General features: G+C 61.7%; 14 protein-coding genes and 1 riboswitch. Of the genes, 7 read left to right on the forward strand and 7 right to left on the reverse strand.

Features of this window, described 5'->3' with window-relative positions; translation table 11 throughout:
• Positions 1-348 (reverse strand): ArsR/SmtB family transcription factor, encoded by a 348-nt coding sequence (locus tag ACI3GR_RS11190; RefSeq protein ID WP_407494549.1) that lies wholly within the window; start codon positions 346-348, stop codon positions 1-3.
• 273 nt (positions 349-621) lie between these two features.
• Here ACI3GR_RS11190 and ACI3GR_RS11195 point away from each other — a divergent pair, with 273 nt between their 5' ends.
• The 5 genes from ACI3GR_RS11195 to ACI3GR_RS11215 all read left to right on the forward strand — a co-directional run bounded on the left by ACI3GR_RS11195 (position 622) and on the right by ACI3GR_RS11215 (position 3,227).
• Positions 622-966 (forward strand): AtpZ/AtpI family protein, encoded by a 345-nt coding sequence (locus tag ACI3GR_RS11195; protein ID WP_407494551.1) that lies wholly within the window; start codon positions 622-624, stop codon positions 964-966.
• Positions 956-1,717: a F0F1 ATP synthase subunit A gene (locus ACI3GR_RS11200; RefSeq protein WP_407494552.1), complete on the forward strand. Its 762-nt coding sequence runs from the start codon at positions 956-958 to the stop codon at positions 1,715-1,717. The genes ACI3GR_RS11195 and ACI3GR_RS11200 overlap by 11 nt, the downstream gene beginning before the upstream one ends.
• A gap of 46 nt (positions 1,718-1,763) precedes the next feature.
• Positions 1,764-1,988 carry a F0F1 ATP synthase subunit C gene (locus ACI3GR_RS11205; RefSeq protein ID WP_011048925.1) on the forward strand — a complete coding sequence of 75 codons (225 nt, stop codon included), beginning with the start codon at positions 1,764-1,766 and terminating at the stop codon, positions 1,986-1,988.
• Positions 1,989-2,122: 134 nt separating this feature from the next.
• Positions 2,123-2,665 (forward strand): F0F1 ATP synthase subunit B', encoded by a 543-nt coding sequence (locus tag ACI3GR_RS11210; RefSeq protein ID WP_407494555.1) that lies wholly within the window; start codon positions 2,123-2,125, stop codon positions 2,663-2,665.
• Between the two features lie 4 nt (positions 2,666-2,669).
• Entirely contained in the window at positions 2,670-3,227 is a 558-nt protein-coding gene (locus tag ACI3GR_RS11215) for a F0F1 ATP synthase subunit B (RefSeq protein ID WP_407494557.1), read from the forward strand.
• Between the two features lie 234 nt (positions 3,228-3,461).
• Here the strand turns inward: ACI3GR_RS11215 and cobO are convergent, their stop codons facing one another.
• Complete coding sequence (cobO, locus tag ACI3GR_RS11220; RefSeq protein WP_407494558.1) at positions 3,462-4,070, reverse strand: cob(I)yrinic acid a,c-diamide adenosyltransferase; 609 nt, start codon at positions 4,068-4,070, stop codon at positions 3,462-3,464.
• Positions 4,071-4,175: 105 nt separating this feature from the next.
• Positions 4,176-5,387, reverse strand: a complete 1,212-nt coding sequence (locus tag ACI3GR_RS11225; protein WP_407494560.1) for a TsoY family (seleno)protein — start codon at positions 5,385-5,387, stop codon at positions 4,176-4,178.
• Positions 5,388-5,528: 141 nt separating this feature from the next.
• Here ACI3GR_RS11225 and ACI3GR_RS11230 point away from each other — a divergent pair, with 141 nt between their 5' ends.
• A complete protein-coding gene (locus tag ACI3GR_RS11230) occupies positions 5,529-5,894 on the forward strand; it encodes a hypothetical protein (protein WP_407494562.1) in 366 nt (121 codons plus the stop codon).
• Here ACI3GR_RS11230 and ACI3GR_RS11235 read toward each other — a convergent pair.
• From ACI3GR_RS11235 to cobW, 4 genes are all read right to left on the reverse strand, one after another.
• Entirely contained in the window at positions 5,891-6,376 is a 486-nt protein-coding gene (locus ACI3GR_RS11235; protein ID WP_407494564.1) for a GNAT family N-acetyltransferase, read from the reverse strand. The genes ACI3GR_RS11230 and ACI3GR_RS11235 overlap by 4 nt on opposite strands.
• Positions 6,373-10,221: a cobaltochelatase subunit CobN gene (cobN, locus tag ACI3GR_RS11240; RefSeq protein WP_407494566.1), complete on the reverse strand. Its 3,849-nt coding sequence runs from the start codon at positions 10,219-10,221 to the stop codon at positions 6,373-6,375. The genes ACI3GR_RS11235 and cobN overlap by 4 nt, the downstream gene beginning before the upstream one ends.
• Before the next feature lie 300 nt (positions 10,222-10,521).
• Entirely contained in the window at positions 10,522-10,977 is a 456-nt protein-coding gene (locus tag ACI3GR_RS11245) for a GNAT family N-acetyltransferase (RefSeq protein WP_407494568.1), read from the reverse strand.
• An 11-nt stretch (positions 10,978-10,988) separates the two neighbouring features.
• Positions 10,989-12,059 (reverse strand): cobalamin biosynthesis protein CobW, encoded by a 1,071-nt coding sequence (cobW, locus tag ACI3GR_RS11250; protein WP_407494570.1) that lies wholly within the window; start codon positions 12,057-12,059, stop codon positions 10,989-10,991.
• Between the two features lie 35 nt (positions 12,060-12,094).
• Positions 12,095-12,319, reverse strand: a riboswitch (cobalamin riboswitch).
• A 121-nt stretch (positions 12,320-12,440) separates the two neighbouring features.
• Between cobW and ACI3GR_RS11255 the strand changes: the two genes are divergently transcribed.
• Complete coding sequence (locus ACI3GR_RS11255) at positions 12,441-13,643, forward strand: PQQ-dependent sugar dehydrogenase (protein WP_407494572.1); 1,203 nt, start codon at positions 12,441-12,443, stop codon at positions 13,641-13,643.
• Positions 13,644-13,685: the final 42 nt, after the last annotated feature.

Below are 13,685 nucleotides of genomic sequence, written 5' to 3' on the forward strand. Positions count from 1 at the left end.
TCACTCTTCTTCGTCGGTCAGGTCGGGGCTGGGGAATTCGGTTTCCAAAAACCGCTCGAACGCATCAAGGTTCACCGGCTCGAACTGACCGAACCCCTGCATCCACACGCTGGCCGCCTTCAATGCGTCCGGCTCCAGCTTGCACCATTTCACTCGTCCGCGTTTTTCCTGAGAGATCAGGCCCGCCTTGGTCAGAATTGTCAGGTGCTTGGAAATGGCGGCCAATGACATGTCGAAAGGTTCGGCCACATCGGTGACGGCCATGTCGTCTTCTAACAACATGGTCAGGATCGCCCGGCGGGTCGGGTCGGCCAATGCGGCGAAAGCTGTGTCGAGTTGGGCGCTCATACCGTTCATCTGTGGTCAAGAAGTGTTGGTGGTCAACCACTGGGTTGAGCGTTCGAACATGCCGCCGAGTCAATTCTCAACCAAAAAGTTGAATAACGATTTTCGCCCAAGTTTGGCTAACCCGCGACAAATGGCGCCAAATTTGCGAATCCCGCCATCAAAAATAACTGATATTAAACAACAGTTTACGCACCGATCGTTGGTGCGATGAGTCAACTTGACTAAAATCACCCCTCGGCTTAGCAAGGCGTCAACTTTTCCTTGGGGGCAATTGTGGCCGATCAAGACCCAAAACGTCAGATGACTGATCTGGAAGCCCGGATCGCAGAGGCGAAAAAAGGTCTGGCTCCGAAACCCCGGGGGGACGAGCACTATTCGGCGGCGAACCTCGCCTGGCGCATGGTGATCGAGCTTGTGGCCGGTCTGGGGATCGGTTTCGGCATCGGGTACGGGTTGGACATTCTGTTCGGCACAATCCCATTCATGATGCTGATTTTTACATTGCTGGGCTTGGCTGCGGGCATCAAGACGATGATGCGCACCGCGGCTGAATACAGCGGGGACAATGCGGCCGGGGATGCCCCGGCGGATCGCGAAAGGGACCGAGATGGCGACTGAAACGGCAGCACACGGCGAAGAAGGTGGTCTGGTTTTCCACCCGATGGATCAGTTCATCGTCAAGCCGCTGTTCGGTGATGGCGAAGTGCACTGGTACACGATCACCAACGTGACGCTGTGGATGTTCCTCGCGATTGTCGCGATGACGATCCTGATGGTCATGATGACCTCTCGCCGCGCGACGATCCCCTCGAAGGGTCAGTCGATTGCCGAAATGGCCTATGGTTTCGTCTACAAGATGGTCGAAGACGTGGCGGGCAAAGATGCCGTCGGCTTCTTCCCCTATGTCATGACGCTCTTCATGTTCATCGTGTTCGCCAACTTCCTTGGTCTGATCCCGATGTCCTTCACCACCACGTCGCACTTTGCCGTGACCGTCGTGCTGGCGCTGGCCGTGTTCCTGACCGTGACGATCTATGGCTTCATGAAGAACGGCACCAAGTTCCTTGGCCTTTTCTGGGTATCGTCGGCGCCGCTGCCGCTGCGCCCGATCTTGGCCATCATCGAACTGATTTCCTATTTCGTCCGCCCTGTCAGCCATTCCATTCGTCTGGCCGGCAACGTCATGGCGGGCCACGCGGTGATCAAGGTGTTCGCGGGCTTTGCCGCCATCGCCGTGATCAGCCCCGTATCCGTTGTCGCGATCACCGCGATGTACGGGCTCGAAGTTCTCGTGGCCTTCATTCAGGCTTACGTGTTCACCATTCTGACCTGCGTGTACCTGAAGGATGCTCTGCATCCGGGCCACTAAGGTTCGAAACCCTCAATCGAAACTTCCAATCGTAAGGAGATACATCATGGAAGGCGATCTCGCACACATCGGCGCAGGCCTCGCAGCAATCGGTTCCGGCGCAGCCGCAATCGGTGTGGGTAACGTGGCAGGCAACTTCCTTGCCGGCGCACTGCGCAACCCCTCTGCCGCTGCATCGCAGACGGCAACGCTCTTCATCGGCATCGCATTCGCAGAAGCACTGGGCATCTTCGCATTCCTCGTCGCTCTGCTGCTGATGTTCGCTGTCTAAGACGCGCTAAGCACATTCCTTACGCTGGGGCGGAGCTACGGTTCCGCCCATAGCGAGGCCCCGGACCAGCCTAACGGTCCTGACCACCGGGAAAGACCGACAGAATTCCACCCGACGTTCCACCGGAGGACGATATGGCCACCGCAACCACCGAAGCTGCAGGGCAAGCTGCCGAAGTCGCATCCGCGCCCGGTATGCCGCAGCTGAACTTCGACCACTGGGGCAACCAGATCTTCTGGCTGATCGTCACTCTGGTCGTGATCTACCTTATCCTCAGCCGCGTGGCCCTGCCGCGTATCTCGGCTGTTCTGGCCGAACGTGCGGGCACGATCACCAACGACATCGCTGCTGCGGAAGACCTGAAGCAGAAAGCTGTCGAAGCCGAGGCCGCGTATGAAAAGGCTCTGGCTGACGCGCGGATCGAGGCGAACAAGATCGTCGCGGACACGCGCGCCGAAATCCAAGCCGAGCTGGACGAGGCGACCGCGAAAGCAGACGCCGAGATTGCTGCCAAAACGGCCGAGGGCGAAAAGGCGATTGCCGAAATTCGCGCCAACGCGATGGAAAGCGTCGAAGCCGTTGCCAAAGATACCGCCGCTGCGCTGGTGTCGGCCCTTGGCTTCTCGGCTGACGACAAAGCGGTCGACAAGGCCGTTGCAGACCGGATGAAAGGTTAAGATCATGCGCTACGCTGCCCTACCGATCGCCCTGCTGGCCGCAACGCCCGCTGCTGCTGCATCCGGCCCGTTCTTCTCGCTCGGCAATACCGACTTTATCGTGCTGCTGGCGTTCATCCTATTCATCGCGGTCCTGTTCTATTTCAAAGTCCCCGGCATCATCGGTGGCATGCTGGACAAGCGCGCCGACCAGATCAAAGCCGAGCTCGACGAAGCGAAATCGCTGCGCGAAGAAGCTCAGGCCCTGCTGGCGTCTTACGAGCGGAAGCAGAAAGAAGTTCAGGCTCAGGCAGATCGCATTGTCGACACCGCCAAGAGAGAAGCCGCCGAGGCTGCTGAGCAGGCCAAAGTTGACCTGAAAGCTTCGATTGAACGCCGTCTGGCTTCCGCTGAAGATCAGATCGCTTCTGCTGAGGCGTCCGCCGTCAAGCAAGTTCGCGATCGCGCAATCGTAGTGGCAACTGCCGCTGCCCGTGAAGTGATCGCAAGCCAGATCAAAGCGGCCGATGCGAACAAGATGATCGACGACTCGATCGACACGGTCGAGAAGAAGCTGCACTAAGCGTTTCTGCTCATGGAATTAGAAAGGCCCGGAGATGTCTCCGGGCCTTTTTCGTTTGGTGGCGGGGAAGGGGCTTTGCCCCTCGGCCTGCGGCCTCACCCCAAGGGTATTTGTCGACCAGAAGAAGATGGAGGCTGGGCTATGGATTGTGAGAGATTTGGCTAGCCCGATGCGGCCACGGAGTTTTTTCGGGCCGCGCACGCCGCACATGCGACGACTTGCGCTGCCCGAAGCTTAAAACTCCACACCGATCTGGGCTTTGATGCCCGAGCGGAAGGGGTGCTTGATCAGCTCCATCTCGGTCACCAGATCCGCGACTTCGATCAACTCTTCCTTGGCGTTCCGACCGGTCAGCACGACATGAGTCATCTCGGGCTTTTCGGTCGTCAGGAACTCTGTCACCTCGTTGATGTCGATGTAGTCATAGCGCAGGGCGATGTTGATTTCGTCCAGCAGAACCATCTTGTTAGCGGGGTCGCGGATCAGCTCTTTGGCCTTTTCCCAAGCGGCTTGGGCCATTTCGGTATCGCGGGTGCGGTCCTGGGTTTCCCAGGTGAAGCCTTCGCCCATGGTGTGAAAGGCGCAGGTGTCCGAAAACTTCGACACGATCAGATCGCGTTCGCCAGTGGACATGCCGCCTTTGATGAACTGGACGACGGCGCACTGCATGTCATGGGCGATGCAACGGAAGATCATCCCGAAGGCCGCAGAGCTTTTGCCTTTGCCCTTGCCGGTATGGACGATCACCAGGCCTTTTTGATCGGTCTTGGTCGCCATGATCTTGTCACGCGCGGCTTTTTTCTTGGCCATCTTCTCGGCGTGGCGGTCGGGGTCTTGGGTCATCTTTGGCCTCCTGTTTGGACAACAGGCGTAGCGTGGGCCGGGGGGCGTAGCAAGAGAAAGGGCGGCCAAGGCAGGCCGCCCTTTCAGGTCGCAGGGAAGGGAAGCTCATTCGGCGGGGACCGCCGCAATGGCTTTGGCCTGACCAAAGTGCTGGCGGTTCAGGCGGATGACCAGTGCGATCATCGCGGCTTGGGACGCAAGCGCCACGGCGATCAGCGCCCAGTAGACCAGAGAGAACTTATCGACCACGCCAGCGGCCACCAGACCTTTGTGCACGAAGAAGAACATCAGGACGTTGAAGGCAACGCCGGGGCAGACCAGAGCGTAGGAGCCCGCCGAGGTTTTGGAGCCGAAGACGAAATCCTTGAAGTAGCCCTGTTTGGTCATCACCGTCAGACCCAGAAGCAGGAACAGCACCTGAACGCTGATGAACTGCGCAAGAAAGACCATCGTGTCACCGGCGTTGGTATGCGCGTTAAAGGTCAAATGCAGCGCGTGGTCCTGCCGCATCAGCAGGATGCCAAGGATGGTCATTAGCGGAACGACGATCATGAGGGTCGGCGCGGCCTCTTTCGCGGTGCCGTGGTGCAACATCGAGGACATGGCGGTCATCAGCGCGATCACGGCATAGACCAGTGCGGCGGTGCCGAAGAAGGTCGACAGGACGATTGCTGCGCCGACGGTTTGGGTGGAGTGCGACATGGCGGCAGGGGCGGCAAGGCCGACGCCGGTCATGGCAAAGGCGAAGGCGGGCAGAAGCTGACCAAAGCTGTTGTGCTGGGTCATATCAAAGGCCCCACCGCTGGACAGGATGCGACCCAGATAGCGACCGATTTCACGGAAGGCGAGGATGCCGATCAGGATGAAGGCCACCACGGCTGCGGGAAACAGGTATTCCACAATCGTCCAGAGCTTCGGCACGAAGACCAGACCCACGATGAAAAGCGCGTTCACCGACATCGCCAGCGCCAGCGGACGGGCCATCAGCGTGGCTTCGGCGTTGGTCGTGCGCAGTTTGGTGTAGGCCTCGGTCTTGGACCACGCGGCAAAGCGGGACAGGTTCCAGATCAGCGCCTTGATGTTGAGAAAGGCGAAGAAGGCGATGCCAGCCATGGCGATCACGATGGCAATCTGTTGGGCCGGGTTGCCCTTGGCCCAAGCGGCCATGATGTCTTCGAAGACCGGGACAGGCTGGCCGGGATGGGGAACCCAGAAGAACAGGTACATGAAGAAGGTGACAGCCAGACCACCCGCCCCGACCGAGGCGAGGAAGTAGAGCGGGTTATAGCTGTCTGCGGGGCGTGACTGGATAGACATATTCGTGATTCCCTATACGCATTCAAAAGATGGAATGTTTATATTATTCCAAAATCAGAATATGAAGGGACAGGGTGTCGCACCTGATTTGTCGTCTCGGGGTTCACGTCTTGTTAACCATGGCTGTGGTCTGCTGAAGGCATGGGGCGTTTATTATTTCTTGTGTTGCTGGCTGGCTGTGCCGCGCCGACCTCGGGCTTTCGGGGGGCGGTGTCGTCCGACGTCGTGGTCGAAGGCAGTCGCTTTCAGGTCTATCGCAGTGGCGATCAGGCGCAGGCGGTAAGGGTCAACAGCCAGTTTGCCCCCCGGATCGGGCCTTTGGCCGGGCGGGCCGCAATTGCCATGCAGCTGGTCACCGGGTGCCGCGTGACAGACATGGCCGGGGACGCGGCGGTTTTGGTGGGGCGGTTGTCCTGTGCCGCCGCGCCGGTCGACGCGTGCGAGGTCGATGCTGTTCTGAAGGGAAGGCGCGGGTATCGCATGCCTGTGGTGCGCCGCTGCGGTTAGCTGAGTTCAGGGACCGGACGCGCGAAGGTCAGGGATGTCGGGCGGTCAAAACCTTCATGCGCCGTGGCGCCGATCTGGGTGAAACCCATCCGCTGGAAGGTCGCGTGATTGTCCGCCAGCTCCACCCGGGTCTGTAACTGCAACGCGGGCAGCCCAAGAGCCCGGGCGCGATCTTCGGCATGGTTGATCAGAATGCGCGAAAGGCCCTGTCCCCGTGCGCTGGCATTGACCGCCAGTTTGCCGATGTAAAGGTGGTCCGGTTTCGGCGTCAGGATCACACAGGCCAGCGGGGTAAGGTCCTCGCCGGGAATGACCCAAAGCTCTTTCCCTGCGGCGTCGCTGCGCAGGTCGTCCAGCGTCATCCGGGTCAGCGACGACGGCGGATCGATTCGGCCCTCCATGTAGGCGAAGGCGCGGTTCAGCAGGGCCAGCACCGGGCTTAGGTCGTCGTCAGCAGACAGGCGTTTGGGCTGCGGGGTCATTGCCGCCGCAACCCTTCGATCCGCGCACGAGCAGAGTTGGAGCGCGGGGTCCACATGTTGCGGTCGATGGCTTCTTGCAAACGCTCGGCGATTTCTTCCAGCGCGGATGGGTTGTGATCGGCGATGAACTGGCGGGTCTCGTCGTCTTCAAGGAACATTTGTTCGACCAGATCGAAGTGGTGGTTCTTGACCGCTCCGGTCGTGGCGGCAAAGGCGAAAAGGTAATCGACCGTTGCGGCGATTTCGAACCCGCCTTTGTAGCCGTGGCGTTTCACCCCATCGATCCACTTGGGGTTCACGACCCGGGATCGCAGGACCCGCGCAATCTCTTCGTCCAGCGTGCGGATCACGGGGCGTTCGGGCCGGGAATGGTCGTTGTGATAGATTGGTCGTGCCGCGCCTTGCAGGTGTTGAACCGCAGCCGAGGCACCGCCTTCGAACTGGTAGTAATCGTCGCTGTCCAGCAGGTCGTGTTCACGGTTGTCTTGGTTCTGAACGATCGCTTCGGTCTGGGTCAGGCGTTGGGCCAAGCCCGCGCGGTCGGCCTCGCCTTCGGTCTTGGCACCGTAGGCGTAAGAGCCCCAGGACAGATACGCCTCGGCCAGATCGGCGGTGTCGTTCCACAGCTTTTCGTCGATCATCGCCTGTAGCCCCGCGCCGTAGGCTCCGGGTTTGGAGCCGTAGATCCGGTGCGTCGCCTCGCCCGCACGGGTGCGGGCCGCTGCGGGGTTGATGTCGTCGGGTTCGTCCATGTCCTGCACGGCGCGGGCGGCGCTGTCGAACAGGGCAATCAGTTGCGGGAAGGCGTCGCGGAAGAAGCCAGAGATGCGAAGGGTCACGTCCACCCGGGGCCGGCCAAGGGCGGTGTCAGGGATGATCTCGAACCCGGTGACGCGGCGGTTGGCGGCGTCCCATTTTGGCTTCACGCCCATCAGGGCCAGCGCCTGGGCGATGTCATCGCCCCCGGTGCGCATGTTGGCGGTGCCCCAAGCGGTTAGCAGCATCGTGCGGGGATAATCGCCGTGGTCCTGCAGGTGGCGGTCGATCAGAAGGTTGGCGGATTTCCATCCTAGTTTCCAGGCGGTGGGCGTTGGCACGGCGCGGCTATCGACGCTGAAAAAGTTGCGGCCTGTGGGGAGCGTATCGAGGCGGCCACGGGTCGGTGCGCCGGACGGCGCCGGGGCGACGAAGTGCCCGCCAAGCGCGGTAAGGAGGCCCGTGCCTTCGTCCGGCCCGCAGGCTTTGAGCGTCGGGGCGATCACGTCGCGGATGTGGGTGAGGACGGCGGCGGAGGCGGGGCCGATGAGGTCCGTCCCGTCCGGAGCGCGCAGCGAACCGGACTGCGCCGACCCGCCCCCCTGGGGCGGCGCATCTGCGCCATGCCGCGGGTCGGCGCTGTCCTTTGTTCCGAGGCCCTCCATCAGCTTGATCGCCAGCAGTTCCAGCCTTTCAACCGTATCCCCAGCCGTCCGCCATGTGTCGTCGGACAGTGAAGCCAGCGCCTCTGGCTTCGGGCCGTCCCATGTGGCGGCCATGTCGCAATCGAGCGGGTCGAACTCCAGCCCTAGGTCCGCGGCCAAGGCGCGGGGCAGAGAGGCGTCCTGCCCCTTGCCATCGCCGCGTGGGATGCGGGTGAGGGCGATCAGGAGGTCTCGGAACAAACGCCCTTCAGGGGACTGGCCGAAGATGTGCAGACCGTCGCGGATCTGCGCCTCTTTCAGGTCACACAGCCATGCGTCGAGCTTGGCGAGATCGGTTTCTTCATCGCCCGTAAAACCCGCGTCTTGGTCGACGCCGGAAACTGAAGTCAGCGACAGGATCTCCTTGCGCAGATGCTCAATCCGACGGGGATCGACGCCTGCGGCCTCGTAGTATTCGTCGACCAGAGCTTCGAGATCGCGCAGCGGCCCGTAGCTTTCGGCGCGGGTCAGGGGCGGGGTCAGGTGGTCGATGATCACCGCCTGCGCGCGGCGCTTGGCTTGGGTGCCTTCGCCGGGGTCGTTGACGATGAAGGGGTAGATGTGTGGGACGGGGCCAAGGACCGCCTCGGGGATGCAGGTTTCCGACAGGGCGATGGCCTTGCCGGGCAGCCATTCAAGGTTGCCGTGTTTGCCCATGTGGATCAGTGCGTGGGCCCCCCAGACTTCCCGCAGCGCGATGTAGAAGGCGAGGTAATTGTGCGGCGGGGCGAGGTCGGGGGAGTGGTAGGTTTCCTCCGGGTCGATGTTGTAGCCGCGGGCGGGCTGGACGCCGACCATGACGTTGCCGTGGGGGTGTAGCGAGAGTTTGAAGCCTTTGGTGCCTGTGGCCGGCCGACCCTCCGGGGGGGATATTTCCATCAAGCTGAAAGAGGCGTCGTCGGGGGCGAGCGTCGTGACGAAAGGGTCGTCTTCGGGTTTGCCCCATTGGCTGGTGATCTGTTCCTTCACGTCCCAAGGCAGGGCGTTGAAGTGGTCAAGATAGGTGTCGAGGGGCAGGAATGTGCCGCCCTCGCGGTCGGTGCGATCAGTCAGGTAGTTGGTGGGGCCAGAGGTTATCTCGGCCATCAGCGCGTCGCTGTCGGCGGGGCGGTTTTCGACGGTGTAGCCTTGGTCCGCCAGCAGGTTGAGGGCATGAACCGTGGCGGCGGGGGTGTCTAGGCCGACGCCATTGGCCAGCCGTCCGTCCTTGTTGGGATAGTTCGCAAGGATGATCGCGGCGCGGCGGTCTTTGGTTTCTGTCCGGCGCAGGCGGGTCCAGTTGGCGGCGAGCTTGGTGACAAAATCGATGCGGTCGCCACGGGTCTGCCAGCCCGCGATGGGGCATTGGGTGGCCTCGTCAAAGTGGGTTTCGCCCTTAAACGCGACGGCGCGGGACAGGATGCGGCCATCGACCTCGGGCAGGGCCACGTTCATGGCGATATCGCGGGCCGAGAGGCCGGTGAGGGTGTCGGACCAGACCTCTTCGGAGGTGGCGGACAGAACGACCTGAAACACCGGGCTTTGGTTGGCCGAAGGCGCGGTCAGCGGGTTCTGTCCGGTGTCGTCGCCGTGGGGCGATCCGACGGCAAAGCTGGTCAGGTTCAGGATCAGTTCGGGCGTTGTTTCGGTGAAGAGGTGATCGAGGGTCGCGGCAGAGACCGGGTCTTTCAGCGATGCGACGTAGACGGGCAGGGGGTTCATACCGGCGCGCAGAAGCGTTTTGGTCAGGCGGTTCACGGGGCCAAGGTCGCCCGCTTGCAGCAGCGCGCGGTAGAAGATGATCGGGACGGTGGGCGCGTCGGGGGACCAGACCTGTTGCAGCATCGCAAGGTCTGGGTCAGTCGCGCCGGGCCAGTAGAGCCCGGCCTTCAGCAGCGGTTTCGCGGGCGCGGGACGGTCAGTGCCGTCGATCATCGCCTTGGCGTGGGTCAGGAAGGTCTGGGCGTTTTCTGGCCCGCCTTCGACCAAGGCTTGCCAGAGAGCGGTGTAGTCATCCTCTGCCACGGTCGAGAGGCTGCGCAGGTCAGCGTCGGGTTTGTCGTCACCAGGCAGGGCGGCGAAGGGCACGCCCGCTTCGCGTAGCCGGGCGGCGTATTGTTCCAGCCCGTATTTCCAATAGGCCGCGCCGCCGAGGATGCGAGCGATCACCAATTTGGATTTCGTCGCCGTGTCGTCCAGATGCAGGTCCACCGACAGCGGGTGCTGCAGGTTCATCATGTTGGCCAGCCGCAGGGACGGTGCGTCGTCCATCACCGTGCGGGCGTGGGACAGGGCGGCGAGTTCCGTGTCGGCGGCAGAGATCACCACCAGATCGGCGGGCGTCTGTTGCAGATCGACCGCTTCGTTGTCGTCGATACGTCCGGGGGTGGCGGCGAGAAGATGCATGTTTATTTAATGTCCGCTTTTGTTCTCTTAATGTACTTCGTGGTCGGAGGTGGATGTGTTAAGGTGACGCCGTTGAGCATCAACGAACCTAAGGAGGCCAGAATGGCTAAAGGATTGCGACCCGGTCAAACTACCGGAAAAAACGGAGGTATCTACCGCGAGCAGGGACCAAGAGGGGGTCAGACTAACAACTTCGCCACGGTTGCCGATAATCGGCAGTTGCCGCCCACGTCTAAGTCGGGTTCGACTTGGGTCCCAGTTAAACGAACGCCTGACAGCAAGCGATAGACTGGCGCCCAACTATTCGGCCGTTTTCTTTTCCATGAAGACCGAGGTACCGTTTTCCGAGTAATCGCCGAACGGGCCGCGGCGGGCAAAGCCGTGGCGGTCGTAAAGGCGAATGGCGGCGTCCAGCAACTCGGCCGTTTCAAGGCGCAGCAGGGTCAGGCCTTCGGCGCGGGCGGTGTCTTCGATCTGGCGGACCAGTGCGGCGCCGATGCCACGGCCACGGGCGGCGTCGGTGACGAAGAAGCTTTTGACCTCTCCGTAGCCGTCGCAGATTTTCAGCGCCGCGCAGCCAAGGGTTTCAGACCCGTCGCGCGCGATGAAGAACCGGACGTCGGGCTGGGCCAGCGCCTCGTGGCTGAGGAAATGGTTTTCCTCGGGGTTGAAGAGCCGCCGCATCAAAGATTGGCTCGCGTCCAGCAGGGCCGAGGGCACCGGGTCCAGCGGGTTGCCGGGTTCGACGATGATCATGGGGGCCTCCGTTATGCGGCGAGCGCCTTTTCGATGGCGGCACGATCAAGGCCGGTCTGACCGATGACGACCAGCCGGGTTTCGCGGGCAGCGCTGCCGAAGGGCTGGTCGAAGTAGGTGTCGATCCGGGGGCCGACGGCCTGCAGGGTCAGGCGCATGGGTTTGCCTTCCACGGCGGCAAAGCCTTTGAGGCGCAGGATGCCGTGGGTGCGGATGGTTTCCGCGACCTGTTCGGTAAAGGCCTTGGCGTCGGTGATTTCGCCACGGGTGACGACGAAGGATTCAAACTCGTCATGGCCGTGTTCGTGTTCATGATCGTGGTGGTGATCGTCGTCTTCGTCATCGTCGTGGTGATGATGGTGGTGCACCTCGTGCCGGGCCTCCATGTCGGATTCCGCGGCGGTTTCCAGACCCAGCAGCACCTCGGTCGGGAGGGCGCCCATCGACGCCTGCACGATGCGCACGCCGGGGCGGACCGCGTCGGTCAGCGTCTGGGTGGTTGTGGTCAGGGCGGTCGTGTCCATCAGGTCGGATTTGTTCACCACGATCATGTCGGCGCAGGCTAGCTGATCTTCGAAAAGCTCTGACAGGGGCGTTTCATGGTCGAGGTTTTCGTCCTTGGCGCGCTGTGCGTCCACGGCCGCCACGTCATGGGCAAAGGTGCCCGCGTGATGCGCGGGGCCGTCGACGACCGTGACCACACCGTCCACGGTGACGCGGGTCGAGATACCGGGCCAGTTGAAGGCGCGGACCAGCGGTTGCGGCAGAGCCAGACCAGAGGTTTCGATCACGATGTGGTCGGGCGCGTCGTCGCGGTCCAGCAGCTTTTCCATCGTCGGGATGAAGTCGTCGGCCACGGTGCAGCAGATGCAGCCGTTCGACAGCTCCATGATGTCTTCTTCGCGGCAGGTTTCATCGCCGCAGCCGCGCAGGATGTCACCATCTACGCCAAGGTCGCCGAATTCGTTGATGATCAGCGCGATCCGTTTGCCGTTCGCGTTCTGCAGCATGTGGCGGATCATGGTGGTTTTTCCGGCGCCGAGGAATCCGGTGACGACGGTGGCGGGTATCTTGGCAGGCATTTTGTCTCTCCTTCGCTGTCATCCCCGACAGCGGGTTGGGTCCATGGGCTACGGCCGGTCTCCTGGCTGGCGGTCGCTGCGGGTCTTTGCCTTCCCGGGTGCCCAAGGGCTGCCCAGTGGCGTCTGTCAGACCTGCTACCGCTTTACAGTCGCGGGGGCGGCTGCGGCTAAGGACCCTTGGTTAGGTCGTCCTGTCCGCATTCCCGATTATCCCCGGATGGGTCGCATCCTGCTGGGGAACCGTATCGCGTCGTGTTTGCGGCGGGACGCGCCTTAGGTCAAGCAAATTGGGGTCAAGGGCGGGGCCTTGAAACATTCGTGATGAAACCGCCGTGGGATCGGTGCGTTGGGTGACAAATCCATCATCGCAAAAGGAACGACATGACCTCTCGTATCGCATTGTTTTCAAGTGTTGCCATTCTTGCCGCCGCGCCTGTTCTGGGCCAATCCACCCACAGCTGGGGTGAGCGGAACACAGATTTTGAACCTGCCATGGAAAACCAGTTCCGGGCCGAGCTGCTCAGCTCTGACGTGCAGGTGGAGCGCACCACCGTTGCAGGCGGCCTTGTGCATCCCTGGGGGATCGAGGTTCTGCCGAATGACGGCGGCTATCTGGTAACCGAACGCGCGGGCAACCTGCGCCATATCGCGGCGGATGGCACGATGTCCGATCCGATCAGCGGCCTGCCCGAGATTGCAGTGGCGGAACAGGGTGGTCTGCTGGACGTGGCCTTGGGCCCGAATTTTGCCGACGATCGCATGATCTATTGGACCTATGCCAAGCCGGTTGACGGCAACTATGCCACTGCAGCCGGTCGCGGCGTGCTGAGCGAGGATCTGACCGAGATCACCGATGCCGAGGATATCTTTGTCCAATCGCCCGCAGTGGATGCGCCAATGCACTTTGGGTCCCGCATCGTGTTTGATGGCAACGGCCATGCTTTCGTGACGACCGGCGAACATTTCACGCAGGAATATCGCGTGATGGCGCAGGATCTGGACAATCACTTCGGCAAAGTCGTGCGGATCAATCTGGACGGGTCTATCCCCGAGGATAACCCCTTCGTCGGCGACGACAGCGCGATGGACGAAATCTTCAGCTATGGCCACCGCAACATTCAGGGCGCTTGGATGATGGGCGACCAGCTGTGGACCATCGAACATGGCCCCAAGGGCGGGGACGAATTGAACCTGACCGAGGCTGGCAAGAACTACGGCTGGCCGGTGATTTCCTATGGTGAGCAGTATAGCGGTGACGCGATTGGCACCGGGATTTCGCAGCAGGACGGGATGGAGCAGCCGGTCTATTTCTGGGACCCGGTCATCGCGCCCGCTGGCATGATGGTCTACGAGGCCGAGGCCTTTGGCGACTGGAACGGCGATCTGTTTATCTCGTCCTTGTATCCCGGCGGGATCGTCCGTCTTGAGATGGAAGATGGCGTTGTGACCGGCGAAGAGCGTCTGGCCCCCGATCTGGGCCGCGTGCGGGATCTGGCCGTCGATAGCGACGGATCGATCCTTGCCGTGACCGATTTCGAAGACGGTCAGTTGGTGCGCCTCGCCCCGGCGAATACCGACAGCTGATCTGTCTGGTGCGTGCCCTTTTGGGGGTGCGCATTACCAATA

It is taken from the genome of Pseudooceanicola aestuariicola (assembly GCF_045763785.1).
Taxonomy (GTDB): domain Bacteria; phylum Pseudomonadota; class Alphaproteobacteria; order Rhodobacterales; family Rhodobacteraceae; genus Pseudooceanicola.

Bases quoted from the DNA above. Each gene is read 5' to 3' on its own strand.
- ACI3GR_RS11190 (WP_407494549.1), bottom strand. From the start codon at position 348: ATGAGCGCCCAACTCGACACAGCTTTCGCCGCATTGGCCGACCCGACC.
- ACI3GR_RS11200 (WP_407494552.1), top strand. From the start codon at position 956: ATGGCGACTGAAACGGCAGCACACGGCGAAGAAGGTGGTCTGGTTTTC.
- ACI3GR_RS11205 (WP_011048925.1), top strand. From the start codon at position 1,764: ATGGAAGGCGATCTCGCACACATCGGCGCAGGCCTCGCAGCAATCGGT.
- ACI3GR_RS11210 (WP_407494555.1), top strand. From the start codon at position 2,123: ATGGCCACCGCAACCACCGAAGCTGCAGGGCAAGCTGCCGAAGTCGCA.
- ACI3GR_RS11215 (WP_407494557.1), top strand. From the start codon at position 2,670: ATGCGCTACGCTGCCCTACCGATCGCCCTGCTGGCCGCAACGCCCGCT.
- cobO (WP_407494558.1), bottom strand. From the start codon at position 4,070: ATGACCCAAGACCCCGACCGCCACGCCGAGAAGATGGCCAAGAAAAAA.
- ACI3GR_RS11225 (WP_407494560.1), bottom strand. From the start codon at position 5,387: ATGTCTATCCAGTCACGCCCCGCAGACAGCTATAACCCGCTCTACTTC.
- ACI3GR_RS11230 (WP_407494562.1), top strand. From the start codon at position 5,529: ATGGGGCGTTTATTATTTCTTGTGTTGCTGGCTGGCTGTGCCGCGCCG.
- ACI3GR_RS11235 (WP_407494564.1), bottom strand. From the start codon at position 6,376: ATGACCCCGCAGCCCAAACGCCTGTCTGCTGACGACGACCTAAGCCCG.
- cobN (WP_407494566.1), bottom strand. From the start codon at position 10,221: ATGCATCTTCTCGCCGCCACCCCCGGACGTATCGACGACAACGAAGCG.
- ACI3GR_RS11245 (WP_407494568.1), bottom strand. From the start codon at position 10,977: ATGATCATCGTCGAACCCGGCAACCCGCTGGACCCGGTGCCCTCGGCC.
- cobW (WP_407494570.1), bottom strand. From the start codon at position 12,059: ATGCCTGCCAAGATACCCGCCACCGTCGTCACCGGATTCCTCGGCGCC.
- ACI3GR_RS11255 (WP_407494572.1), top strand. From the start codon at position 12,441: ATGACCTCTCGTATCGCATTGTTTTCAAGTGTTGCCATTCTTGCCGCC.